This window comes from Microcystis panniformis FACHB-1757 (assembly GCF_001264245.1).
GTDB classification, from domain to species: domain Bacteria; phylum Cyanobacteriota; class Cyanobacteriia; order Cyanobacteriales; family Microcystaceae; genus Microcystis; species Microcystis panniformis.
In genome coordinates, this window is sequence record NZ_CP011339.1 from 3,334,676 (window position 1) to 3,358,076 (window position 23,401).

A 23,401-nucleotide genomic window follows, 5' to 3' on the forward strand; every position below is an offset into this window, starting at 1 on the left:
GTGAGATGCTCCCGTTAAACTGGGAGTAAATTAATACTACAATCACCACATTTTATAGGGAAATTTCTGTAAATTGCTATTGTAGTATCGCTCATCTCCCGTGACTTCTTCGCCGATCCAATCGGGAATAGTAATGACTTGATCCTCTTGTTCTAACTCAATTTCAGCCATAATCAAACCTTGATTATCCCCCCAAAATTCATCAACTTCCCAAGTTAAATTATCCAGAGAAATGCGATGACGAATCTTTTCAATTAAAGGTTTCTTACAGAGGTTTTCTAACATGAGCGCCGCATCTTCTAGGGGAATTACATACTCGAATTCCTGACGACTCATGCCCTCAGTCTTGCCTTTAATGGTTAAATAACCCCGCTCTCCAACTACACGAACTCGCACAGTTGTCAATCCATCTTGGGTAGGAATATATCCCTGACGATACAACTTGCCAGTCGCAAGCGATCGCCAAGAATCCCCTTTAACTAGAAATTTCCGTTCAATTTCAACAGACATAAGTAGGTAGGCATTAAAAACTTTCAGATGCCCCCCTTATTAAGGTAGGGCTGTTTCATTTAAATTAAGTATAGCTGATTTTGAGTCAATAAATTTGACCGAAGATTCTCAAGTTTATCTTGTTCTAACCAAAAGAGTTAGTCACAATAACTAATCTTTAATCCTCTGCCAAATTTATTATGAATAAATTGATAAAGCTTGTTCCCAAGCCACTAAAAGCCTATCTCTCTTCAAATTGTCTGAGAGTACATCCTGTTAATTTAGCTAATTTTTCCGCTTCTTACGTCGATAAAACTATCAGTTTTTCCCAACGTTCAGCTAACCACCTCTGTCCCTCTGTTATTGAGAGAAAACCCAAACCTCTGAAAAGATTCAATCCTATAGTTGTGAGAATTGACCAATTGCTGGCCGCTTGAAAATCACTTATCTCGCTTTTATCTTCCTCAAAAATTACATCTTTTACCCAATGTAACTGATTTTCTATTTTCCAGTGTCCTCGAATAATTTTAGCAAATACTTGAGCGGATTCGGTTAGGCTACTGATATAGTAAGCTGTTTCTTCATAGGTTTTATCCCCGCGACTACCCCTTCTTTCTACTTTAATAACTCTTCGCAGATTTTCAAACCCTTGTCTTTCATTGTTCCTCACTTTAAAAACTTCTATTTTTCTTGATATTTTTCGTCCATGACTATTATCTTGTTCAAGAAAGCAACTTTCTGGCTTTGAGGAATTACTCAGGTCTTGTATTCGCTGATAAAGATTTTTCTGATTTCCTTTAACGGTGATAACATAATCATTTTGGCTCTTCGGTTTGTGTTATGCAATGGACGGGAGTTATAAGGGATGGAACCCTTATATAGAAAGGCATTTAGCGATTTTTGTTAATTGTTTTTTTCTAGAGCGAACTAATCAATTAAGTCTCTTGCCAGATAAGGATTTAGTCGATTTATGCCCCCCTATCGAACCATACCAAGTAACGAAGAACCATCATTTTTACTCTTGGCTATTAAGCTGATTGTTTTTTTCTGACAGTGTAAAGCATCCCCGGTAAAAACTTGATTTTGGAGAGAGCAATCCTCAATTATAGCTTGACCTTCGTTGATTTCAGACCCTTTTTTGTTTTCGATTCTTTTTAAGTGTAATACTAAGCCACTTTCTTGACTAAACAATGAGACAAACATGATAAAATTTTGTTGTTCATTATTAGGATTCTTTAGGGTGTTTTTGAGACTTTTTCCATCCATCCCTAGCCAATTTATGTCATCTCTTTGTCCATATTCTTCTAATGCCCATTCATTAAACATTTTTAACAAACTCTGCCAGTCAACTCCCATCATTACCCTTCTAATTGTTGAATAGGACGGGACTCTTTCTGGAATTATGTTAAATTCTTGACTGAGCCTGTGCCGATTATTTTTAGCCAACTCTCCTAGTTCTCTCTAACCTGAGTATCCTAGCATTGTTCCCAGTATTATTACTACTAATACTATCCATAAAGGGTGTCTTTTTCCTTTATCTTTCCGAAAGTCCTTGACTTGTTTCAGTTTTTCTATTAAGCTCAACATATCTTTCAAAAGTTCGCGTTCACTTCTCATTTTACAAAGACAGTGATCGCTTTTACTTTTGATATTCTGATGGGAGAATGAAACAGCCCTACCCTTATCAAGGGGGGCAGGGGGGATCGAACCCAAAATGTATCTTCTATTTAATTATAACCACTTATTTACCACAGACAAAAAAGGGTTATTTTAACGGATCGGAAATAGTATCGGAAGGAGCCTCAAACTGTCCAGTAATAACGTATTCTAGACGCAATTTCAGCCAAGTAATAAACTGTTGGTTGAGAGAAACAATTGCCGCTGCTGGTTGGGGAGTTTTCTTTTTGATATCGGCAAAAGCGGGAGTATCTAAAAAAGCTGGATTGGCAATTAACCAAAAATCAATTTCTTGACCTTTTTCTTGATAATTCCTGATTCTTTCCTTCAAAACTTCCTTTTCGATCGCTTCTTCTTCTAAAAACTTTTGACTGGCTACCAAATAATAATAAGTTGTCATCATCTTTCCTTTAATTTTTCAGTGTAATTGTTCCCTAGTCAGGAGATTAGCTGATAGCTGATAGCCTTTACAATTGCCCACGCATAGCCAATTTCATTTCCCTAACAGCCCGTTCCAACCCAACTAAAACCGCACGACTGATAATTGTGTGACCAATGTTCAATTCTTCCATATTGGGCAAACAGGCGACGGCATAAACATTCCAATAGGTCAAACCGTGACCAGCATTCACCCGCAAACCGAGAGAGGAAGCGTATTCACAACCTTCTTTAAGAATTGTTAATTGTGCTTGACGATCGCTCTCCTGTTGTGCTTCGGCGTATTGACCGGTGTGGAGTTCAATAAATTTCGCCCCCGTATTAGCGGCCGCTTGAATTTGGGCAAAATCGGCATCAATAAACCAACTAACGGGAATATTAGCCGATTGCAGGCGCTCGACAACCTGACAAAAACGGTCAAAATTGCCCAGTATATCGATCCCCCCTTCCGTGGTCACTTCCTCGCGCTTTTCGGGGACAAGGGTGACATAATCGGGTTTAATATCGAGAGCAATGGCGATCATTTCCTCCGTCGGGGCCATTTCCAGATTCAGATGAGTCCGCACCGTTTGCCGGAGAATCCGCACATCGCGATCCTGGATATGACGACGATCCTCGCGCAAGTGAACGGTAATACCATCAGCACCGCCGATTTCAGCCAAAACTGCCGCCGCCACGGGAGCTGGTTCCACGGTACGGCGAGCTTGGCGAATTGTGGCCACATGGTCGATATTGACACCCAAAGTCAGCAAAGTTGAACCTCCTTGTTTGTTAGTCCAACTTTCCATCTTACCATTGCGGTCAAAAGCGATTACATACTGGGGATATTTAAACCACTGGTCAGTTCTTCCATTTTGGCGCGCATGGTTTCCGTGGAGGCACTATAGGCGACTTTCATGGCTTCTAGAATAGACTCGGCCACAATCTCCAGATCTTGGGAGAGGAGAGCAGGGTCGATTTCAATACCCCGGGGTTCTTGGTTGCCACTGAGATAGACTGTCACGAAGCCATTTTCACTCTGGCCGGGAATTTCCATATTTTCCAGTTCTTCTTGCAGAACTTTGGCCCCTTGTTGCACCTGTTGCGCTTTTTGGAAAGCGTCTTGTAATTCTTTAATCTTACCGAGACCGAATCCGAATCCTTGTCCTTGTGCCATGGTGTTTTTTTTGTTTAAGGGGTCATTCAAGGTTTTTATTGTACTGCTTAAGGTGAACCGGGTCAACTTTTTGCCCTCAAAGGGCCAAAAAGTGATTAATGACAACGATGACTTTCTGACTGGGTTAAGGTTTGCGGGAACTTGTTCTCTCTTAATCCGTCACGGGATGGTCAGAAAGAGACATCCGAAAAATTATCCTAACCACTGAGTCGATTACCCCACGCCATAATAGAATTGTTGCTTTGACGAGGAGAATAGCAATTTTGAACGCCAAAAAAACGGGAATTTTCTTGACAATTGCCCTAAGTTGTGCTTTAGCGGGGAAAGCGGCGATCGCTAATACTTCCCCTTTGGAGGGGACTCGATGGAAACTAAGGGGGTGGACAGCCGGAAGTTTGGTGAAAGAAACGGAAATTACTGCCGCTTTCCAGAAAAATATCCTCAGTGGTTCGGCTGGATGCAACCAGTATAATACTGGCTATCAAGTCAATAATGACACGCTTCAGATCAACCAAGCGATCGCTACTACGAAAAAAGCTTGTCCAGAACCGGAGATGAAACAGGAAAATCAATATCTTGCTGCCTTGCAAGGAGTGGAACAATTCCAAGTGACAGCTAAAGGCGATTTACAATTATTTTATCGTACTCCCGAAGGTTTAGGAATACTCACTTTTACCCCCGCACCAACTACCACGCGCACGGAAAGGACAATTTATATCCATTCTAGGAAACAACCCTGTAGCCAAGGCACAACCAAAGACTGTTTACAGATGCGAGAGAAACCAGAGGAAAACTGGAGATTGTTCCCTAATAGTATCGAGGGATTTGATTATAAACCAGGATTTTTCTATCAAATTAAAGTTAGCGTTGAAACCGTCTCCAATCCAGCTACTAATCAAAGTTCGGAAACATGGAAGCTATTAGAAGTTATTAGCCAAACCCCAGAAAAAGAGACTCCGCGAGCTTGGTTTGATCGACCGTTAACTAATTGGAATAAAGCCAAGGCCCCTATCCCCAAATCTCCCGTTAAAACCGTGATCGATAACCAGTGTCGTGAACAGGTTCGTCCGGCAATTACTGCCAATGATCAAGCGCTTAATAAAGCAGGATGGTTACTGTACGGATCCGTGCAAACCTATGGTAAAACTAGCGTTATTTCGGCCATGAGTGGAGTGGATGGAATGTGCCGACCAATGGGTTATCAAGACTTTGTTTTTGTCGATGGTAAATTCGCTGGCACTCTTTCCCCGCGACCGATGGATTCCCGCACTGATGGTGCATCTCAGAGAATTGTTTTACAAAATAGCGATCGAATTATTGTGGTTTTTAATCGCTATAAAGATACGGATCCTCTCTGTTGTCCTTCCCAATTAAGTCGCGTTATTTATCAAATTGAAACAGTCAGCGGAGTGCCAGTGCTTGTTCCCAAAGAAGCGGAAACAGAAGCAGTGAGAAACTAATTCAGTTATCAGTTATCAGTTATCAGTTATCAGTTATCAGTTATCAGTTATCAGTTATCAGTTATCAGTTATCAGTTATCAGTTATCAGTTATCAGTTATCAGTTATCAGTTATCAGTTATCAGTTATCAGTTATCAGTTATCAGTGAGAAAAAGGGCGTTGTCAGATCAGAAGAGGAAAGATGCAATGCTCCGGTGCTGATTCGGAGCATCTTTCAATTTGACAACGCCGATTGTAGGGCTAATTCATGAATTAGCCCTACGCCGATTGTAGGGCTAATTCCACTGCTAAATCGATCGACTCTTGTTCCCCACTTAAGCCCAACTATCGGCACTATTCGTTCATTAAACACTAATTGTCAAGATGCAATGCAATCCTTGCTATCAAAGTAATTTCAGTTCCGGTGCTGATTCGGAGCATCTTTCAATTTGACAACGCCAGAAAAAGACTGGCAGCTAATAGCTTCTTTATTATATCTCCCGCAAAAGTGAGTTTTTAATCGCATTTTCCAGAAAAAGATCGCTTTTCTACTGCTAGGAAATAATCTATTTCTTTCTGCTTCTCCTGACTCGGAGAATACTGACTCGGAGACTCCTCACTTAACGGAAGATTTTTGATTTATGCAGCAGGTTTATTGATTAGGCACTGATACTAGATAAGTAGTTATAGAATTCTAATAACTCCTCATTAGTTAGCAGTAAACGAGACTTTTTGCCATAGGTAGAAATCAGGTATTCCCGACCTTTTTCTGTGGTCCAAGCTAATCGTTTCATCTCCACATCAATTTTAGTTTTAAGCACTGAATAATCGATTTCTTCGGGAATAACAACAACTGGTTCTGGTGCCGGGGGTTCTTCTTCAGTTAAACTCGCTTCTTCTGGCAATTCTGATAATAAGGAGTAATTATCGGTTTCCATTTCTAATAATAAAGGCTCTGGTTCTGGTAAAGGAATATCCTTAACTTGAGGTAATTCCGGTTCAATTTTAGCCGGGGGAATATCCTTAACTTGAGGTAATTCCGGTTCAATTTTAGCCGGGGGAATATCCTTAACTTGAGGTAATTCCGGTTCAATTTTAGCCGGGGGAATATCCTTAACTTGGGGTAATTCCGGTTCAATTTTAGCTTCAGGACGAGGTATTTCGGTGACTTTAGCCGTTTTAGTCGATTTTTTGGCACTAGGGACGGTTTTAGGTAAATCTTCCGGTAGAGAAATATTATTGGGGCTGATTTTTTCCACAAGCTGGAGATCGGGGGTGTTTTCAGCTTCTAAAAGCAGTAAAGCTCTTTCTCTGGCTCTATCTTCGGCGATTTCCACCGTATCTGCCGCTGCTAAACCTGTAACGACCGTTTTTCCCTCAATTTCGATGATCGCTCTCACAATATACTTGCCGTGATCGATTTGAACTAACTCGCTAATCAGGGCAACTTGGGGGTAACGTTGGCGTAACTTTTGCAACATGGTGACTTTTTCGAGTTCTTTTGTACTTATAATAAAATACTCTATCGTAATTATGGAAAAATGTAGCAAGTTCTTGCTAGGATCAAAGATTAGATAAAATTTTCAGTCCTAGGATTAGCCTTGCCCATGGTAACAAGATTCTACTAGGCTGAAGCTTCTGCCAGAAAGACGAGCGATCGCAAAAAAGTTTGCCAGTGTTCGCTATTGGCTTATCCTAAGAAAGGATTCGATAATTCTCAAGGTAGGTTCGGGTGTTCGATGCTTGCTTAGTTTACCTTCACTGTCACCTACAGCGATCGCAATTAGCCCGATAGAGATAATCTCTCGAGTCAATGGTTTAAATCAATCCTCTCATTATATAAGTATTTAAACTTAATTGTCCACCATTCCGTCAGTGTCTTGTAAGTAAGGATTATTGTTAGATGGACTTCTCGATCGCCACACTCCTCTCTCATCTTAGTGATGATAAATTAGCTACGGGTAAACTTCTCGAAAAAAAATTAGGCTGCGAAGACGATCCCGAAAGCTGCGAAAAATTGCAAGTGATTCTCGATGCTTTGGAACGTTTGGGAATGGTTGTCAAAGAACGGGGGCGCTATCGTCGTGTAATCGAGGAAAATATCGTAGAAGCAAAGCTGCGCTGTTCCAGTAAAGAATTTTGCTTTGCTATCCAAGATATCGAAGATGCTGATGACATCTACGTGTCGAAAAATCATCTCAGTAACGCTTGGAATGGCGATCGAGTTTTAGTCAAAATCATCCGTGAGGGAACCCGTCGTCGTTCTCCGGAAGGAGAGGTGAGATTAATTCTCGAACGAGCTAATCCTTCGCTTCTAGCGCAAGTAAAACAGGAAAATGAACAGTTTGTGGCGGTTCCCCTCGATGATCGCCTAAAATTTACCCTTAATCTCCTCGAAAATGGTCAAAATCTCCAAGAAAATATCGATCACCTCGTTCATGTTTCCGTCCTCCGTTATCCCCTAGGGGAAATGCCTCCCATCGGTAAAGTTACTCGCATTCTCGGTTCTACTGCCGAGGCCGCTGCCGACACGGATATCGTCTCCTGTAAACACGATCTACCCCATAATTTTCCGCCAGAAGCCCTCGAAATTGCCGATAATTTAGCATATTTCTTCGATAGTGGCGAAAAAGAACAACTGCGAGATTTAACTCCACTCTTCACCTTTACCATCGAAGATGACACCCCTCTAGATTATCCCCCAATCATTGAAAATGCCTTTTCTTTAGAGAAAATCAACCAAAATCGCTGGCAAGTGGCCATTCATATCAGCGATGTGGTCCGTTACATTGAACGGGGCGGATTATTGGATAAAGTTGCCAAAAAACGGGGAACTGCCGTCTATTTAGGCGAAAAAGTGCTGCCATTAGTCCCGGCTGCCCTTACCAGTCGTTGTTCCCTGTCACCCCAAGAACAGCGCCCCGCTATTTCTATCCTCGTCACCCTCGATGATAAGGGGGAGCTAGTGGAGTACGAAATCACCCGCAGCCTCATCCAAGTGGATCAACATTTTACCTATCAACAGGTGCGCGATCTGCTCAGTGAAGAAGATAGCGAAGCTGCCCCCACCGATACCGTTGAAACCCTGAAAGATTTATTTTTCAGCGTTTGCCCCACCCTAAAATCCCAACGTCTGCAGCGGGGTAGTTTTGATATTCAATTAGACAAAATCTCTCCCTACAAAGACGAAGGACGGGGGGGACTGTTCTCGCTTCTAATAATTTACCGGCCCGTTCTTTACTGACAGAAGTGGCAATTTTAGCCGGCAAAGTTGTCGCTGAACATTTACAGGCCTTAAAATTGCCCTGTATCTACTGTGGACAATCGGAACCGGATTGGGATGAATTGGAGGATTTACTCAAATTGGCCAATAATTTAGGGGCAGAATTAAATTTAACTGCCGAGGAGGAGATTAAACCCAATGACTATCAAAATCTCACCCGCACTTTTTCCGCTTCTTCATCGGTGAAAGTCCTCAATTATCTGCTGCAAGAAACTCTCAAATTAGTTAGATATAGCAGCCATCCTCTACCCCATTTTGGTTTGGCCTATCCTAGCAATTATACCCACTGTCTCTCCCCCCTACAAAGATATGCCGATCTTTGGGTACAACGGGTGTTAAAACTCCTACTAACCGAGGGGAAAGATCGCCGCAGCAAAATCGTCAAAGTCGGGGTTAATTTGGGCAGTAATAGCTGTCATGGACAGATTCATTGGAATATTCTCCCAAGTCAAATTCAGGAGGAGTTAGAAGAAGAAAGCCATCTAATTGTTTCCCATCTCAATGATCGCTCAAAAATTGCTGAAGATGCGGAAAAAGACCTAGAAGGATTGAAAAAAGCCGAGAAAATGAAAGAAAGAATGGGTCAAGTGTTTCGCGGCTTAATTACCGGTGTACAATCCTATGGTTTCTTCGTGGAAATTTCCGATTTATTAGTGGAAGGGTTGGTCCATGTTTCTTCTCTCAAGGATGATTGGTACGAATATCGCGCCCGTCATAGCTGTTTGGTAGGACGGAAAAATCGCGTTGCCTATCGTCTCGGTGATGAGGTAGAAGTGGAAGTAAAAGATGTAGACTATTATCGTCAGCAAATCGATCTAGTTACGGTTAGCGGTGGCAGTTCAGCAAGTTATGACGACTTAGAAGAAGATTAATTATGAATCAACCAACCACCGAAAAAATCGGGAAAACCCGCTTTATTCTGCCCTTTTTATGCGGTATTTTTCTCTTTTTAACTGGCTGTGTCCGTTACGATGTGGGCATTAATTTTCCCCACCAACACCACGGGGAAATTATTCAACATATCACCCTCGGACAACGTTTAACCAGTCTCAGTCAAACCGAAGCCACTAAATGGTTAAATAGTATCGAACAGAGGGCAAAATTACTTAAGGGGAAAACCGATCATATTTCCGAACGAGAAATAATTGTCACTATTCCCTTTAGTAATAGTCAGGAATTAGAGGAAAAATTCAATCAGTTTTTTGATCCTAGTTCTTCCTTTAAAATCAAAAATTCCCCTAATACCGATGATAGCAAATTACTGCAACTAGATTCAAAACTGGCAGTTACAGAACAAGATTGGTTCTTTTTGAACCAGAAAAACTTAAAATTAACCGTTGATTTGCGGGCTTTGGGTGTACTTTCCGAACAGGGAAATATTATCATTAGCCCCGGTTCCTTAGTCGATATCGACTTCGCTTTAAAGACTCCCTTAGCCGGTCAAAATATTGAAGATGACTCAGGATTAAATCCCCCGGTAGAACAAGTTGACAATCAGTTAATTTGGCATTTAAAACCGGGAGAAATTAACACCATTGCGGCAGCTTTTTGGGTTCCTAACTATTTAGGTATCGGCACAATAGTTATTGTTTTAATAACAGTTTTTGCCTATTACTTGAAATATAAACGCTTGCCCGGTGTATCCCCATCGACTTAAATTGAGAGGGCAACTAAGTAGTTATTGTTAAAAACTGTCAGACACCCCCCTTATTAAGGGGGATTAAGGGGGATCAACACCCCCCTTATCAAGGGGGGATTAAGGGGGGATCCATCTTCAATTTAATTATGAACAGCCACTTATTGACCGAGATTTAATGATCAATAAGAGAAAAATTAGCCAACTTATGAAACTGATCTAAAAATTGGCCCGCAATAGGGAAAATCTTGGCTAGGATCAAATCATAGTCATAATTGAGACTAGACGAGTTTCCCTTTTTTACTTTATTACTGGCAATTACAGTTATGGTTAGCAATATTCCCTTTTCTATCCCCGAATATAGCCTCGATCGAGATTGTACCACCCTCTCCCGTCACGTCCTGCAACAACTACAAAGCTTTTCCCCCGACGCGCAGGATTTAAGCGCAATTATGAGTCGGATTGCCCTAGCGGGGAAATTAATTGCCCGTCGTCTCAGTAAAGCGGGATTAATGGCGGATGTGCTAGGTTTTACCGGAGAAACCAACGTACAAGGGGAATCGGTCAAGAAAATGGACGTTTTTGCCAATGAAGTCTTTATCTCGGTTTTTAAGCAAAGTGGTTTAGTTTGCCGTCTTGCTTCCGAGGAAATGGATAAACCCTATTATATCCCAGAAAACTGTCCCATCGGTCGCTATACCCTACTCTACGACCCGATCGATGGTTCTTCCAATGTGGATATTAACCTAAATGTGGGTTCGATTTTTGCCATCCGTCAACAGGAAGACAATGATTTAGACGGAGAGGCGCAGGATTTACTGCAAAATGGTCGTAAACAAATCGCCGCCGGCTATATTCTCTACGGACCCTCGACTATTTTAGTTTACTCGATCGGTCGCGGTGTTCATGCCTTTGTCCTTGACCCCAGTTTAGGGGAATTTATCCTTGCCCAAGAGAATATTATTATCCCCGATCACGGTCCGATTTATAGTACCAATGAGGGCAATTTTTGGCAGTGGGATGAGGCAATTCGCGACTATACCCGTTATGTTCACCGTCATGATGGTTACACGGCCCGTTACAGTGGGGCATTAGTGGGAGATATCCATCGAATTTTAATGCAGGGTGGTGTTTTTCTTTATCCGGGTACTGTTAAAAATCCCCAGGGAAAATTGCGCCTAATTTATGAAACTGCCCCCCTTGCTTTTTTAATTGAACAGGCAGGAGGTAAAGCTAGTGATGGGGTGACAAATCTTTTAGATATCGTTCCCGATAAATTACACACCCGCACACCTTTAGTGATCGGTAGTATCGAAGATGTTAAATTAGTAGAGTCTTTTATCGCTGATCGTCGTCATCGCGATCGAGTTTAACTTATAGTTTTATTTAGCGATATTGACATGGATTTACAAGCTCTGAAGTGGACTAAAAATGTCAGGCGAAACGATGGTACATGGGCATATCGGGAATATAAGGTTTCTGATCGCTTCCAACTGGCATGGAAAGATGATGAAGTCAATGCCAATAAACCCGAAAAAGGTAGTTTGATACTACTCAGACAGCGAGGGTATGTTACCCATTTAGTAAAAGTTCTCGACTGCAAAGCCAAACGTGAAATTGGCAAGGATAATTACGACATCTATCGAATTGTTAAGGTGCTTTGGGCTATTGATTTTGATAATCCACCTGTATCAGCAAAAGCAGATAAGATGTTTGATTATCGAGTCAGGTATCAGGGTGGGAATGTGATGGAATTGGAGAAGTTACCAACTTTCAGACAGCGTTGGGATGACGATGGCGGTTTGGGGGGATTCCAAACTTACATTCGGAATTTATTGGGGCTGTCAAGCAATGACTAAGATCCTTGTTAAGCTTGTGTTATAGTATTGAGCAGATATAGAGTAACTGCTATGACTGCTATAGTTCAGGAACTTTTAGATACCTTTGACCGCTTGACAGACTCAGAGCGCTCAGATTTGCTATTAGAGATTCTGAAGCGGACAATTCACCTGGATTTTCCGCCCTTATCTGATGAAGATCTAGTCCTCAATGCCGAGGGAATTTTTCTAGAATTAGATGATCAGGAAGCTTCCTATGGATAGCCCTGATCGTGGTCAGGTTTGGCTGGTTGATCTGGGTTATGTGGCCAAAGTCAGACCCTGTTTGGTTATCAGTATTCCTGCGCGCAATCAAGAGCGTGCCTTAGCGACTCTGGTTCCACATACGACAAGCTCTCGTGGTTCAAGATTTGAAGTGAAAGTCCAAGCTCGCTTCCTTAGAGAAGGAGTCTTTGATGTACAAAACATCGTTACAATTCCCCATGCAAAGCTTTTGCGTAAATTAGGAAATCTGACATCTGAGCAAATGATGGAGGTTGAGAATGCGTTACTTTTTTGGCTAGGGTTTGAAGAGAGGAATGATCAAGAAAGCGAAGATTAGTCTGTGCGCTAGTTGCAGCGGAAACATAATCAATAGTTAGGGTTTGCGGCAAAAAGTTTTTCGTGGGGTGTGGGGTGTTTAGGTTTATTCAGCAAGCCCTAAATACAATCGAATCCCTTTGGGATAATTATTCTAGTATGAGAACATGGATTATTCTTAAGGAGCTATCTAAGTCATGACGATCACTACAGAAGATTTGCTGTTATCTTTGCCGCTAGTTAGCAGGGAAGAAATGTTAGCTGGAATGAGTTTTTTAAAAGCAGATTTAGAAGGACTATTTACTTCCGATCAATCCCTTAATTTACCGAAGGAATATCAAAATGATTATTTAAAAATTACTGGAGTTATAGAAAAAATCAGAGCAGCTCAAACTCTACATCAAGCGGAGAATATTTATTCTCTTGAATATCAACCAATAACAAGAGAATTTCAAGCTAAGTATTGTGAAGTTTTGTCTGCTGATAGCTTAAAAAAATGGCATATTATGATAATTATTTACGGAGTTTTATCGAGTTATTTCGAGTGAAGAAAATACTGTTAGATGCTTTGTTAAAATCAACAGATAAATCCGCTCAATATAATCGTATTTGCTTCGGTCTTACCATACTCTCAGAGATAATAATAGAAAAATATATTGGCTATTTTCCCCACAACTACCTAGAATCTTTTAAGATGATCGCCAAGGCTTTTTTAAATGATCCTAGCTTGCAACCAGAGAAAACAAGTCAGTTTAAGCAAGTTTTAATCTCTTTAAAGAATACGGCTAGAGCAATCCTCTGGCAAATACAAGAATACGAAAATCAAGAAACTAAACCTCTCAATTGGACAGACTTTTATACGTCGAATAAATCCGATACTGATCAAGTGCAGAAACAAAAAAATCAGCCAGCGATAGCATGGGCAAAATCTCGCTTGGAACAGTTAGAAAATCTGAGAAAAGTTAAGGGATGGGATTAAAAGAGTGATTGTAATTCTGGACTCTAACATTTTAAGCTTATTAGTAACCCCGCTCGGTGAAGACTGGCCAGAAGATCAAAAGTTATTTACAGAAGTTTATCAATGTACCGAATGGGTTTTATCGTCTGCTGGCAAGAGGAGCTTGTCTGACTTCATCTGATCTATGTGATTATGAGGTTAGACGAGAAGTAAAAGCGTGCAAGAATTAGATAAGTTAAGGAATGTAATTAAGTTTCAGAAAGTCAGTTTTATTTTACTACAAAAAGCCGCTTATCTTTGGGCTGAAAAGTTAAAGAAAATATTGATATAGATTGTATCCTATCGGCTCAATGGTCGCTACTCAAAGAAAAATATCCCAGTCGTCGGGTTATTATTGCCAGCAAAAATATCAAAGATTTCCAAAACATTACTGATTGCTCCCTCTGGGAAGATATACATTATTAAAGCGAAACCGCTTGCTTTTATTTTTTTCAATAATAATTATAGATCCAAAACAATCTATTTGCCACCCGAAAAATTCTTGATCAATAGGACTCGATCGAGGATAATTAGAGAAAGTATCTTTGCTGGTGAAATTGAGCTTTACTTTGTCTAGGAAAAACCTGCCTTAGACAAAGTAAAGATCAGAAAATCCTACACCATGGATACTCTAACGGTCGTGCGGTGCGCCAAACCCAACGGTTAAGGTGTTACCCATTGGATCATAATAAACGTTTACTTCTGCCATTTTTGTCTGATTAATTATAAGGTTGTAATGATTGGGTAGGAGCGAATTTTTTGGTCAACTGTAATAATGATTAAATCATTTTGGATTGCTTGACAAATTAGCAGTCTATCAAAGGGATCACGATGCAAGGGAGGTAATTTCATTAAATAGGCGATGCTTTCTTCATCAATCGTTAAACTCGCTATTTGATGGCGATCGCGTTGTTTGGGCAGATAAACTTCTGGTGATTCTGGCAAGGGAAGTTTACCTAATTGATATTTAATAATGGCTTCCCAGATGGAGGCTACACTTAAATATACGCTATTTTTAGCGTCTTTAATGGCATCACAAAAATCTTGTGAAAGTTGAGGATCTCCATTAAGAAACCAGAGAAAGATATGAGTATCGAGTAAAAGTCGCATGATTTTTATAAAGGGTTTTCAAAGTCCTGTAGGATTTCATCGGGTAAGGGATCGTCAAAGTCAGCAGGAACGGTAAATTCTCCTTGACAGAGGGCGTAGGGTCTAGGCGTTTTTGGCTCTTTTTGTTGATTCCTTCTGGCTTGGGTAAATAATAAAAAGTCAAGCAGTTCTTCAACAATTTCTTCGGAGATTTGAGATATTTCTTGGATCAGTCTTTCTCTAGTTGTCATTAGGTTTGCTCCTTTTAAGGTTGAATATTTAAGATTTGACGTTGTTGATTATTACGGCGATCGAGTTCTTGCTTAAGGGTTTCTTTTGTTATCGTTGGCATTCAATTTTTCTTGGCGGTCTAATTGCGGGAAATAGCTCTTATAACAGTATAGCTATTGGTTTGGCGGTTTTGGTCATTTACATAGGGTTTTCTGAATAATGGTAAAACCCTTTTAAAATAAGGCGGCTCTTCTGGTTTCTGTGTGGAAACTAGGTCTATACTGATAGAATATCCGCAAAATAGTCCTAAAAGTCTTTCCCAGTAAACATTTCACGATTCCATAAGCAAAAATTATCACACAAAGTCGAGAAGAGCCATAAGGCTTTTGACCTGTTAAAATCCGATGTTAGTGCCAGACAATCGGATTGGGACTCTCAAAAACCTTTTGAAAAATCTGGGAACGAGACGCATTCATTCCTTTAAGTGTGTCAATCTATTCTAGGGCTACAGAATTGGCTCCTTTATAAGCTTGGTTAAAGGCTACAAACACAGTTGAAAAAACTGCGATTGCCACCTTCATACCAAACAAGCGAAACCGCTTGCTTTTATTTTTTTCAATAATAATTATAGATCCAAAACAATCTATTTGCCACCCGAAAAATTCTTGATCAATAGGACTCGATCGAGGATAATTAGAAAAAGTATCTTTGCTGGTGAAATTGAGCAGATTAGTCTAGGAAAACCCTGCCCTAGACAAAGTAAAGATCAGAAAATCCTACACCATGAATACTCTAACGATCGCTTGGATAGTCGTTCCCTTTTTGAGCGGCTTTATTGGCTATTTACTGTCTCGCTGGGCTAAATATCTGTCCTTAATTACTTCTGTTATCTCTCTCGCCTATTCTCTCCTTCTATTTAGCCAATCCTCCCCCATAACCCTCAACCTACTGGATAATTATGGCGTGAAACTGGTAGCCGATCAGTTAAGTGCCTATTTTATCCTCACTAATGCCCTGGTGACGATGGCAGTTATTTTTTATAACTGGGAAAGTAGCAAAACCGCCTTTTTTTACGCCCAAGCTATCATTCTCCACGGCAGCATTAATTCTGTCTTCGTCTGTGAGGATTTTATTAGCGTTTACGTTGCCTTAGAAGTAATTAGTATTGCCGCTTTTCTGGTGATTGCCTACCCTCGCAGCGATCGCTCTCTCTGGGTTGCCCTGCGTTATCTGTTTATCAGCAATGTGGCGATGTTATTTTACCTTATTGGCGCAGTTTTAGTCTATAAAGCCAATAATTCCTTTGCTTTTGCTGGTTTAAAGGGCGCACCTCCCGAAGCCTTGGCTTTAATCTTCATGGGATTATTAGTCAAAGGGGGAATCTTTGTCTCGGGATTATGGCTACCGATGACACACTCGGAATCGGAAACCTCCGTCTCGGCGCTGATGTCGGGGGTGGTGGTAAAAGCTGGCATTTTTCCCCTCCTGCGCTGTGCTTTAATCCTAGAGGATTTGGATGGACTAATTCGGCTTTTGGGGGTGCTAACGGCGATTTTTGGCGTATCCTACGCAGTTTTTGAAAAGGATAGCAAGCGGATGTTAGCCTTTAGCACGATCGTGCAGCTGGGTTTTATTTTGGCTGCCCCACCGGTAAGCGGTTTTTATACCCTTACCCACGGATTAGTTAAATCTTCCCTATTTCTATTAGTGGGAGTTTTACCCAGTCGCAATTTTAAAGAATTACAGCAACAAGCGATCCCTAATTCCCTCTGGATTGCTATTGTTATCGCCAGTTTTTCCATCTCTGGATTCCCCTTATTATCCGGTTTTGGGGCGAAAGCGTTAACGATGAAAAATTTATTACCTTGGCAAGAGGTAGCCATCAATTTAGCAGCCGTAGGTACAGCGATCGCCACTGCCAAATTTATCTTTTTACCCCACGCAAAAGTTACCACTGGGAGAAAGTTAACCTTGAGTGGATGGTTAGGAATAATACTATTGTTAACTGCCTTGTTTATAGCCAATGCTGTCTATTTCGATGCCTACAACCTGGGAAATATCAGCAAAGCTTTAGGGATTATTGCTATCGGTTGGGGGTTGTATCTAGGGATATTTAAAAAGCTGTCCTTACAATTATCAAAAGCTGGGGAACAATTTGATAATCTCGTCGGTATGATGGCTGTTATGTTAATGCTTTTGTTTTCTTTAATCCTAGCCCAATTAGCTCCCTCATTCCTAGCTTTTAGCTAATACTAACTATAGATCTTCACCAATTTACCGATTATTCAAGGGAGAAGCGGCAAAGCCTGAGAATTTTTTGATCAATTGGGACTCGATCGAGGATAATTAGAAAAAGTATTTTGACTCATAACCAAATCTAATCAAGAAGCCCAGTGACGATTCCCCTGCTAGAGTTGTTTGTATTCGCCACCGTTTTGTGCGGATTTTTAGGAACATTCCTGAAAAAAAACTTAATCATGAAGATTATCGCCATGGATGTCATGAGTACCGGCGTTATCGCCTACTATGTGGTGATTTCTTCCCGTGACGGTTTATTTACTCCCATCCTCGGTACAGTTAAACAGCAAAATTACGCCGATCCTGTACCCCAAGCAGTGATTTTAACAGCGATCGTCATCGGTTTTTCGATTCAGGCGTTAATGCTGGTGGGAGTGATGAAATTAGCCAAAGATAACCCCACCCTCGACAGCAGCGAGATAGAAAAAAATAACACACCATGAATACTTTAACGATCGCTTGGATAAGTTTACCCTTTTTGATCGGCTTTATCATCTATTTATTGCCCCGATTAGACAAATATCTGGCTCTCGCCGCCACTATTATCTCTCTCGCCTATTCTCTCCTTCTATTTAGCCAATCCTCCCCCATAACCCTCAACCTACTGGATAATTATGGCGTGAAACTGGTAGCCGATCAGTTAAGTGCCTATTTTATCCTCACCAATGCCCTGGTGACGATGGCAGTTATTTTTTATAACTGGGAAAGTAGCAAAACCGCCTTTTTTTACGCCCAAGCTATCATTCTCCACGGCAGCATTAATTCTGTCTTTCTCTGTGAAGATTTTATTAGCGTTTACGTTGCCTTAGAAGTAATTAGTATTGCCGCTTTTCTGGTGATTGCCTATCCTCGCAGCGATCGCTCTCTCTGGGTTGCCCTGCGTTATCTGTTTATCAGCAATGTGGCGATGTTATTTTACCTTATTGGCGCAGTTTTAGTCTATAAAGCCAATAATTCCTTTGCTTTTGCTGGTTTAAAGGGCGCACCTCCCGAAGCCTTGGCTTTAATCTTCATGGGATTATTAGTCAAAGGGGGAATCTTTGTCTCGGGATTATGGCTACCGATGACACACTCGGAATCGGAAACCTCCGTCTCGGCGCTGATGTCGGGGGTGGTGGTAAAAGCTGGCATTTTTCCCCTCCTGCGCTGTGCTTTAATCCTAGAGGATTTGGATGGACTAATTCGGCTTTTGGGGGTGCTAACGGCGATTTTTGGCGTATCCTACGCAGTTTTTGAAAAGGATAGCAAGCGGATGTTAGCCTTCCATACTATTTCCCAGTTAGGTTTTATTTTAGCCGCCCCGGTAGTCAGTGGTTTTTATACCCTTACCCACGGTTTAGTTAAATCTTGCCTATTTCTGTTAGCGGGAGTTTTACCCAGTCGCAATTTTAAAGAATTACAGCAACAATCGATCCCTAATTCCCTCTGGATTGCCCTAGTGGTTGCTAGTTTTTCTATCTCTGGATTCCCCCTATTATCCGGTTTTGGAGCGAAAGCGTTAACGATGAAAAATTTAGTCCCCTGGCAAGAGATTATGATCAATCTTGTGGCGGTGGGGACGGCGATTTCCTTTGCTAAATTTATCTTTTTACCCCACGCCGGTGGCGAAAGTAAACAGAAGCTAACTATCGGTTTCTGGATAGCAATAATTCTGCTCCTTGCCGCCCTATTTTTATCCAATGCTGTCTATGTTGAAGCTTATAATATCCTCAATATTATCAAAGCTTTAGCCGTCATCGGTGCCGGGTGGTGGTTATATCTGGGAGTTTTCAAAAAGTTATCCCTAAAGTTATCGCGGGTCTGGGAACAATTTGATCATCTCGTCGGGATGATGAGTATAATGTTAGTTCTATTATTTTGGATGGTCTTAGCATGATCGGACATATAATTCTGCGTTTAACTATGTGGTTTTTACTCACCGCTAATTTCACCCCTGCTAATATTATGATCGGGGTGGCTATTGCTTTTCTTTTGCCCCGTAATTTCGCCTCTAGCGAAACTTTAGGCGATTGGTTAAAGGTAATAATTAAAGTCTTTATAGCTATTCCCCAAGCTTATAAAGAAGCGTTTGAAATTATCTTTCGTCCCCACAAGGAAGAAGAAATTATTTTCGAGAGAATTTCTGGTAAACGTTCACCCAGATTAGCTTTTTGGGATATATTTCTGATTACCTTTACCCCGAAAACTATCGTCACCGAATACAAGGAAAATGAGGGTTATGAAGTTCATGTAATTAAACGGAGTTCCCAGGGATGAATATTGTTCTCATTGCCATGATTGTCGCTTTATTAATTCCCCTTTATGAAGTGGCAAGAAATGATGACATCTGGCAAAAAATGGCCGCCTTTGCCAGTGCTTCCAGTAAATCATCGATTATTATTCTAGTGGTGTCAGTTCTGCGGGATGATTGGATGATTGGAGTGGTAGCAGTGATTATTCTCAGTGTCGGTAATGCCGGTTTTATGTTATTAGCACAAATTCTTAAACGATTGAACGAATCATGATTGACATTTTCAGTTATATCTGCATCGCTATCGGAGTTTTTTTCTGGTTTTGGGGAACGGCGCATCTTTTAGACAAGCGCTCGGTATTATATAAATTACACGGTCTATCTGTCGCTGATACTTTGGGTTCCATGGCGATTATTTTCGGGCTACTTTTGAAAGTTCCCCAAAATTGGCCTTTATTATTATTGGCAATAATTTCCCTAGCAATTTGGAACACCATGTTAGGCTACGTTTTAGCTTATACTTCTAGCGATCGAGAGTAAAATTAAAGATGAATGAAAGTTATCTCTATGTTATTGTTGCCCTCTTGCCTTTAACTGCGGCGATGGTGATGTTACAATCCAATCCCTACCAAGCTTTAGTAATTCGTGGAGTTTTGGGAGCAATAGCAGCCTTAGTTTATGCTTTATTAGGGGCAGCAGATGTATCTTTAACCGAAGCTTTGATGGGAACCATGTTAGCTGTAACTCTCTACGCGGTGGCGATTCGTTCTTCTTTAGTGATGCGTTTAGGAGTAATTGCTGAGGAAAACGATACAGTTTTAGAACAGTTAAAAACTCAACTACAAACGGTTTTAAGTAAACGTTTTATGCGTTTAGAATTAGTTGCCTACAGTGATAAACAAGCTTTGCAACAGGCACTTATGGATAAGGATGTTCATGCCGTCTGTATCCGTCAAGACAATCCAGAAACTATCCCCTACGAAATCACAATTAGATTACCCTATCTCTACGATATTTTTAAAAATGAATTAACGGCAGCCAACACGATTTTAACTTGTATTGAAACCCCCAAATTAGAGGAGAAACACTAATGAAATGGATTTACACTCTAGCCGCCATTGCCTTCGCTGTCAAAATGGTAATTATTCCCAATACTGCTTCCTCTGTATCATCCTTAGAAATTGTTAAATCCCTGGTGGACGACGGTGGTGTTCCTAATGCGGTTTCGGTAGTGATTTTTCGTAATCGTCTCTACGATACCATCTATGAAGTGGTTGTTTTTACCATTGCCATTATGGGGGCAAATTTTCTTTTAGCCACCGAAAAACCCGCCAGTAAAATCCATCAATTTACCGACCAACCTTCAATTATTTTAGCCCGTTTAGGGGCAACAATTACCGCTTTAGTGGGCATTGAATTAGCTATCCGCGGACATTTAAGTCCGGGGGGAGGTTTTGCCGCCGGAGTCGCCGGAGGTACGGCAATTGGTTTAATAGCAATTACCTCGTCTCCCGAATGGATGCAAGCAATTTATCGCCGTTGGCAAGCGGCAACATGGGAGAAAATTTCCGTCTTAGTTTTTATTGTTTTGGCTGCCATTACTCTCTCAGGATTTGAGTTACCCCACGGGGAATTAGGTGCGCTATTTAGTGGCGGCATTTTACCGATACTAAATATTTTAGTCGCCGTTAAAGTAGCTTTAGGTTCCTGGGCAGTAATCCTCGTTTTTATCCGCTATCGCGGTTTATTGTGAGAGGTTAATATCTATATCTATAGCTTTAGGTCAAAACTGGGGATTAACCGATGAGCATAACATGACTTGATGGTTGAAAAAATGCTATAGTAATTTTGTTGCCCTCCTCAAGAATCAATAGGCATCTAATGATTCTGCTAAAAGAACTCCCGAGGTAAAAATTATGGTTAACGTTATTCGCGGTTCTTCAGCTAAACCTGTATCTTCTCAAAGATTAGCTAAATATTTTGAGGAAAGAACAGATATAGAGGGAACATTGTATATCGGCTATCCTATTATTGGAACTCCCCAAGGAGGATATCAAATTGATGCTCTATTAGTCTCTCGTCAGCAAGGGGTTATTATTTTTAATATTGATGAGGGAAAAAATTATGATTTGGATATTGAAGGCACTCAAGACGAGAGCATAACCAAGTTAGAAGCAAAACTGCTGTCTTATAAAGAGCTTGTTCAAAAAAGAAAGCTAATAGTTAACATTTCTGTAGCCACCTATGCACCGATTTGGAATAATTATCCAGAAGGAATTAACCCAGAGGAATATCCTGTTCTTATTAAAGATAAAGATCTTGATGATTTTATCAAGAAATGTCAAGGCAATGATTCTGAATATTTCGAGAAAGTCAACTCAGTTATACAAGCTGTTACAACCATTAGAAAAAAAGACGCTCGCAGTTATGTTGTTAAACCAGATTCTAGGGGAGCAAAGTTAAAAAAATTAGAAGATTCTATCGCTAATCTTGATGAAACTCAAAATAAGGCTGTTTTAGAAACCACTAAAGGTGTACAAAGAATTAGAGGTTTAGCAGGTTCGGGAAAAACAATTGTCTTAGCGCTGAAAGTAGCTTATCTTCATGCAACTCATCCCGATTGGAATATTGCTGTTACCTTCTATACACGCTCGTTAAAGGATCAATACAAAGATTTAATTACTCGGTTTAGTTATGAGCATAAAAATTCCGAACCAGACTGGGAAAAAGTAAAAATTATTCACGCTTGGGGAAGTCCTGAGATAGAAGGAATTTATTATGAGCTATGTAAACGACATAATATTGAATATTTAGATTTTAGTCAAGCAAACAACCTAACATATTTGTTGAATGAAGACCCTTTTGAGTTTGTCTGTCAAAAAGCCTTGCGAGAGATTAAAAATTTTCATCAATATTATGATGTTATTTTAATTGATGAAGCTCAAGATTTTCCTCAAGACTTCTTAAGACTCTGCTATGAAATCTTGAAAGATGATAAACGTTTAGTTTATGCCTATGATGAGTTGCAAAGCTTAAATAGTAAAGTCATGGATTCTCCCGAAGTTATTTTTGGAAATGATAACCATGGTAATCCTAGAGTTAAATTGGAGAATTTACCCAGCGAACCCCAACAAGATGTAGTTTTAAATACTTGTTACAGAAATTCTCGTCCTATTCTTTCCTCTGCTCATGCTCTAGGTTTTGGAGTTTATTATCCACAGGGACTAATTCAAATGTTTGATAATCGTCAATTATGGCAAGATATTGGTTATGAGGTTGAAGAAGGAGAATTAAAATCAGGAGAATTTGTTAAACTGATTAGAACCCCCAAAACCAGTCCTAAATTCCTTGAAGAACATTCTTCTATCGATGATATTATCAACTTTAAATCTTTCGATAACAATCAGGAGCAATTTGAATGGCTAGTGGAACAAATTGCCAAGAATCTCAAGGAAGATGAATTAAGATGCCAAGATATTATGGTTATCCATCCAATACCTAAAAATGCTCGCAACGTTTTTGGAAAAGCTAGAGAAATGTTATTTACAAAAAATATTAATTCTCATTTAGCAGGTAGCACATCTTCTCCCGATGAGTTTTTTCAAGAAAACTCGATTGCTTTTACACAGATTTATCGTGCAAAAGGCAATGAAGCGGCAATGGTTTATTTCATTAACGCTCAAGAATGTTTATCTGGTTCACAAATTGCTAGTAACCGCAATATTTTATTTACAGCGATGACTAGAAGTAAAGCTTGGTTAAGAGTTATTGGTTATGGAGCAAATATGCCAGCTTTAGAGAGGGAATTTCAGGAAATTAAATCGAGAAATTTTGCTCTTGAGTTTACCTATCCAACCCCCGAAGAACTTCAACAAATGAAGAAGGTTTATCGAGATACTCTTAATACCAAGAGATATAAAAATGACAGGGAAAAGCAAGAATTAATTGCCAAGTTAAAAAGTATAGAATTTTCATCAGATGAAAAAAACGAAATTATCAAAATATTCCAAGAATAGTTAAG

At 40.3% G+C, this 23,401-nt stretch carries 25 protein-coding genes and 3 pseudogenes; 18 read left to right on the top strand and 10 right to left on the bottom strand.

Annotated elements, in window-relative coordinates; genetic code table 11:
• Positions 1 to 42: 42 nt before the first annotated feature.
• From VL20_RS16070 to VL20_RS32885, 7 genes and pseudogenes are all read right to left on the bottom strand, one after another.
• Entirely contained in the window at positions 43 to 510 is a 468-nt protein-coding gene (locus tag VL20_RS16070) for a CYTH domain-containing protein (RefSeq protein WP_052277082.1), read from the bottom strand.
• A 280-nt stretch (positions 511 to 790) separates the two neighbouring features.
• A pseudogene (locus tag VL20_RS29055) lies at positions 791 to 1,318 on the bottom strand (ISAs1 family transposase); the annotation flags it as partial.
• A 185-nt stretch (positions 1,319 to 1,503) separates the two neighbouring features.
• Positions 1,504 to 2,076, bottom strand: a pseudogene (locus VL20_RS29065) (ISAs1 family transposase); the annotation flags it as partial.
• A gap of 178 nt (positions 2,077 to 2,254) precedes the next feature.
• On the bottom strand, positions 2,255 to 2,566 hold the full coding sequence (locus VL20_RS16090; protein WP_002789077.1) for an MgPME-cyclase complex family protein: 312 nt from the start codon (positions 2,564 to 2,566) through the stop codon (positions 2,255 to 2,257).
• A gap of 67 nt (positions 2,567 to 2,633) precedes the next feature.
• Positions 2,634 to 3,356, bottom strand: coding sequence for a pyridoxine 5'-phosphate synthase (locus VL20_RS16095; protein WP_211571677.1), 723 nt, complete (start codon positions 3,354 to 3,356; stop codon positions 2,634 to 2,636).
• A gap of 59 nt (positions 3,357 to 3,415) precedes the next feature.
• Positions 3,416 to 3,760: a YbaB/EbfC family nucleoid-associated protein gene (locus tag VL20_RS16100; RefSeq protein ID WP_052277085.1), complete on the bottom strand. Its 345-nt coding sequence runs from the start codon at positions 3,758 to 3,760 to the stop codon at positions 3,416 to 3,418.
• Positions 3,761 to 3,911: 151 nt separating this feature from the next.
• Positions 3,912 to 4,034, bottom strand: coding sequence for a hypothetical protein (locus VL20_RS32885; RefSeq protein ID WP_260441193.1), 123 nt, complete (start codon positions 4,032 to 4,034; stop codon positions 3,912 to 3,914).
• Between VL20_RS32885 and VL20_RS29070 the strand changes: the two genes are divergently transcribed.
• On the top strand, positions 4,024 to 5,220 hold the full coding sequence (locus tag VL20_RS29070; RefSeq protein ID WP_221634784.1) for a DUF4377 domain-containing protein: 1,197 nt from the start codon (positions 4,024 to 4,026) through the stop codon (positions 5,218 to 5,220). The two genes, VL20_RS32885 and VL20_RS29070, sit on opposite strands and share 11 nt — an antisense overlap.
• A gap of 638 nt (positions 5,221 to 5,858) precedes the next feature.
• Here VL20_RS29070 and VL20_RS16115 read toward each other — a convergent pair.
• Positions 5,859 to 6,680, bottom strand: coding sequence for a hypothetical protein (locus tag VL20_RS16115; RefSeq protein ID WP_052277086.1), 822 nt, complete (start codon positions 6,678 to 6,680; stop codon positions 5,859 to 5,861).
• Positions 6,681 to 7,102: 422 nt separating this feature from the next.
• Here VL20_RS16115 and VL20_RS16120 point away from each other — a divergent pair.
• The 8 genes and pseudogenes from VL20_RS16120 (at position 7,103) to VL20_RS32895 (ending at position 13,514) form a co-directional block, all read left to right on the top strand.
• A pseudogene (locus VL20_RS16120) lies at positions 7,103 to 9,354 on the top strand (ribonuclease R family protein).
• A gap of 2 nt (positions 9,355 to 9,356) precedes the next feature.
• Positions 9,357 to 10,139, top strand: a complete 783-nt coding sequence (locus VL20_RS16125) for a DUF3153 domain-containing protein (protein WP_052277087.1) — start codon at positions 9,357 to 9,359, stop codon at positions 10,137 to 10,139.
• Positions 10,140 to 10,444: 305 nt separating this feature from the next.
• Complete coding sequence (gene fbp / locus VL20_RS16130) at positions 10,445 to 11,491, top strand: class 1 fructose-bisphosphatase (protein ID WP_052278488.1); 1,047 nt, start codon at positions 10,445 to 10,447, stop codon at positions 11,489 to 11,491.
• Positions 11,492 to 11,518: 27 nt separating this feature from the next.
• Positions 11,519 to 11,977, top strand: coding sequence for a hypothetical protein (locus tag VL20_RS16135; protein WP_052277088.1), 459 nt, complete (start codon positions 11,519 to 11,521; stop codon positions 11,975 to 11,977).
• Positions 11,978 to 12,028: 51 nt separating this feature from the next.
• Positions 12,029 to 12,220: a hypothetical protein gene (locus tag VL20_RS16140; RefSeq protein WP_002734063.1), complete on the top strand. Its 192-nt coding sequence runs from the start codon at positions 12,029 to 12,031 to the stop codon at positions 12,218 to 12,220.
• On the top strand, positions 12,213 to 12,557 hold the full coding sequence (locus VL20_RS16145; RefSeq protein WP_002752537.1) for a type II toxin-antitoxin system PemK/MazF family toxin: 345 nt from the start codon (positions 12,213 to 12,215) through the stop codon (positions 12,555 to 12,557). The genes VL20_RS16140 and VL20_RS16145 overlap by 8 nt, the downstream gene beginning before the upstream one ends.
• 175 nt (positions 12,558 to 12,732) lie before the next feature.
• Positions 12,733 to 13,083 carry a hypothetical protein gene (locus VL20_RS32890; RefSeq protein WP_284525824.1) on the top strand — a complete coding sequence of 117 codons (351 nt, stop codon included), beginning with the start codon at positions 12,733 to 12,735 and terminating at the stop codon, positions 13,081 to 13,083.
• On the top strand, positions 13,080 to 13,514 hold the full coding sequence (locus tag VL20_RS32895; RefSeq protein ID WP_284525825.1) for a hypothetical protein: 435 nt from the start codon (positions 13,080 to 13,082) through the stop codon (positions 13,512 to 13,514). The genes VL20_RS32890 and VL20_RS32895 overlap by 4 nt, the downstream gene beginning before the upstream one ends.
• Positions 13,515 to 14,255: 741 nt before the next feature.
• Here VL20_RS32895 and VL20_RS16160 read toward each other — a convergent pair.
• Both VL20_RS16160 and VL20_RS16165 read right to left on the bottom strand, forming a co-directional pair.
• Positions 14,256 to 14,642 carry a type II toxin-antitoxin system VapC family toxin gene (locus VL20_RS16160; RefSeq protein WP_012265532.1) on the bottom strand — a complete coding sequence of 129 codons (387 nt, stop codon included), beginning with the start codon at positions 14,640 to 14,642 and terminating at the stop codon, positions 14,256 to 14,258.
• Between the two features lie 5 nt (positions 14,643 to 14,647).
• Entirely contained in the window at positions 14,648 to 14,872 is a 225-nt protein-coding gene (locus VL20_RS16165; RefSeq protein ID WP_002796731.1) for a DUF2281 domain-containing protein, read from the bottom strand.
• A gap of 763 nt (positions 14,873 to 15,635) precedes the next feature.
• On the opposite strand from VL20_RS16165, the gene VL20_RS16170 reads away from it, so the two are divergent.
• From VL20_RS16170 to VL20_RS16210, 9 genes are all read left to right on the top strand, one after another.
• Positions 15,636 to 17,102, top strand: a complete 1,467-nt coding sequence (locus VL20_RS16170; RefSeq protein ID WP_052277089.1) for a cation:proton antiporter — start codon at positions 15,636 to 15,638, stop codon at positions 17,100 to 17,102.
• Between the two features lie 143 nt (positions 17,103 to 17,245).
• Positions 17,246 to 17,593 carry an NADH-quinone oxidoreductase subunit K gene (locus VL20_RS16175; protein WP_002796737.1) on the top strand — a complete coding sequence of 116 codons (348 nt, stop codon included), beginning with the start codon at positions 17,246 to 17,248 and terminating at the stop codon, positions 17,591 to 17,593.
• The gene (locus tag VL20_RS16180; RefSeq protein ID WP_052277090.1) at positions 17,590 to 19,026 is read left to right on the top strand and encodes a cation:proton antiporter; all 1,437 of its coding nucleotides are present in this window, start codon (positions 17,590 to 17,592) and stop codon (positions 19,024 to 19,026) included. The genes VL20_RS16175 and VL20_RS16180 overlap by 4 nt, the downstream gene beginning before the upstream one ends.
• Positions 19,023 to 19,406, top strand: coding sequence for a Na+/H+ antiporter subunit E (locus tag VL20_RS16185; protein WP_052277091.1), 384 nt, complete (start codon positions 19,023 to 19,025; stop codon positions 19,404 to 19,406). Before VL20_RS16180 ends, VL20_RS16185 begins: the two co-directional genes overlap by 4 nt.
• Complete coding sequence (locus VL20_RS16190) at positions 19,403 to 19,654, top strand: hypothetical protein (protein WP_002771873.1); 252 nt, start codon at positions 19,403 to 19,405, stop codon at positions 19,652 to 19,654. Before VL20_RS16185 ends, VL20_RS16190 begins: the two co-directional genes overlap by 4 nt.
• Positions 19,651 to 19,920, top strand: a complete 270-nt coding sequence (locus VL20_RS16195; protein ID WP_002752066.1) for a monovalent cation/H(+) antiporter subunit G — start codon at positions 19,651 to 19,653, stop codon at positions 19,918 to 19,920. Before VL20_RS16190 ends, VL20_RS16195 begins: the two co-directional genes overlap by 4 nt.
• A gap of 8 nt (positions 19,921 to 19,928) precedes the next feature.
• Positions 19,929 to 20,471, top strand: coding sequence for a DUF4040 domain-containing protein (locus tag VL20_RS16200; RefSeq protein ID WP_052277092.1), 543 nt, complete (start codon positions 19,929 to 19,931; stop codon positions 20,469 to 20,471).
• Positions 20,471 to 21,133 (top strand): Na(+)/H(+) antiporter subunit B, encoded by a 663-nt coding sequence (locus tag VL20_RS16205; RefSeq protein WP_052277093.1) that lies wholly within the window; start codon positions 20,471 to 20,473, stop codon positions 21,131 to 21,133. Before VL20_RS16200 ends, VL20_RS16205 begins: the two co-directional genes overlap by 1 nt.
• A gap of 163 nt (positions 21,134 to 21,296) precedes the next feature.
• Positions 21,297 to 23,396 carry a DEAD/DEAH box helicase gene (locus tag VL20_RS16210; RefSeq protein WP_052277094.1) on the top strand — a complete coding sequence of 700 codons (2,100 nt, stop codon included), beginning with the start codon at positions 21,297 to 21,299 and terminating at the stop codon, positions 23,394 to 23,396.
• The last annotated feature ends 5 nt before the right edge of the window (positions 23,397 to 23,401 follow it).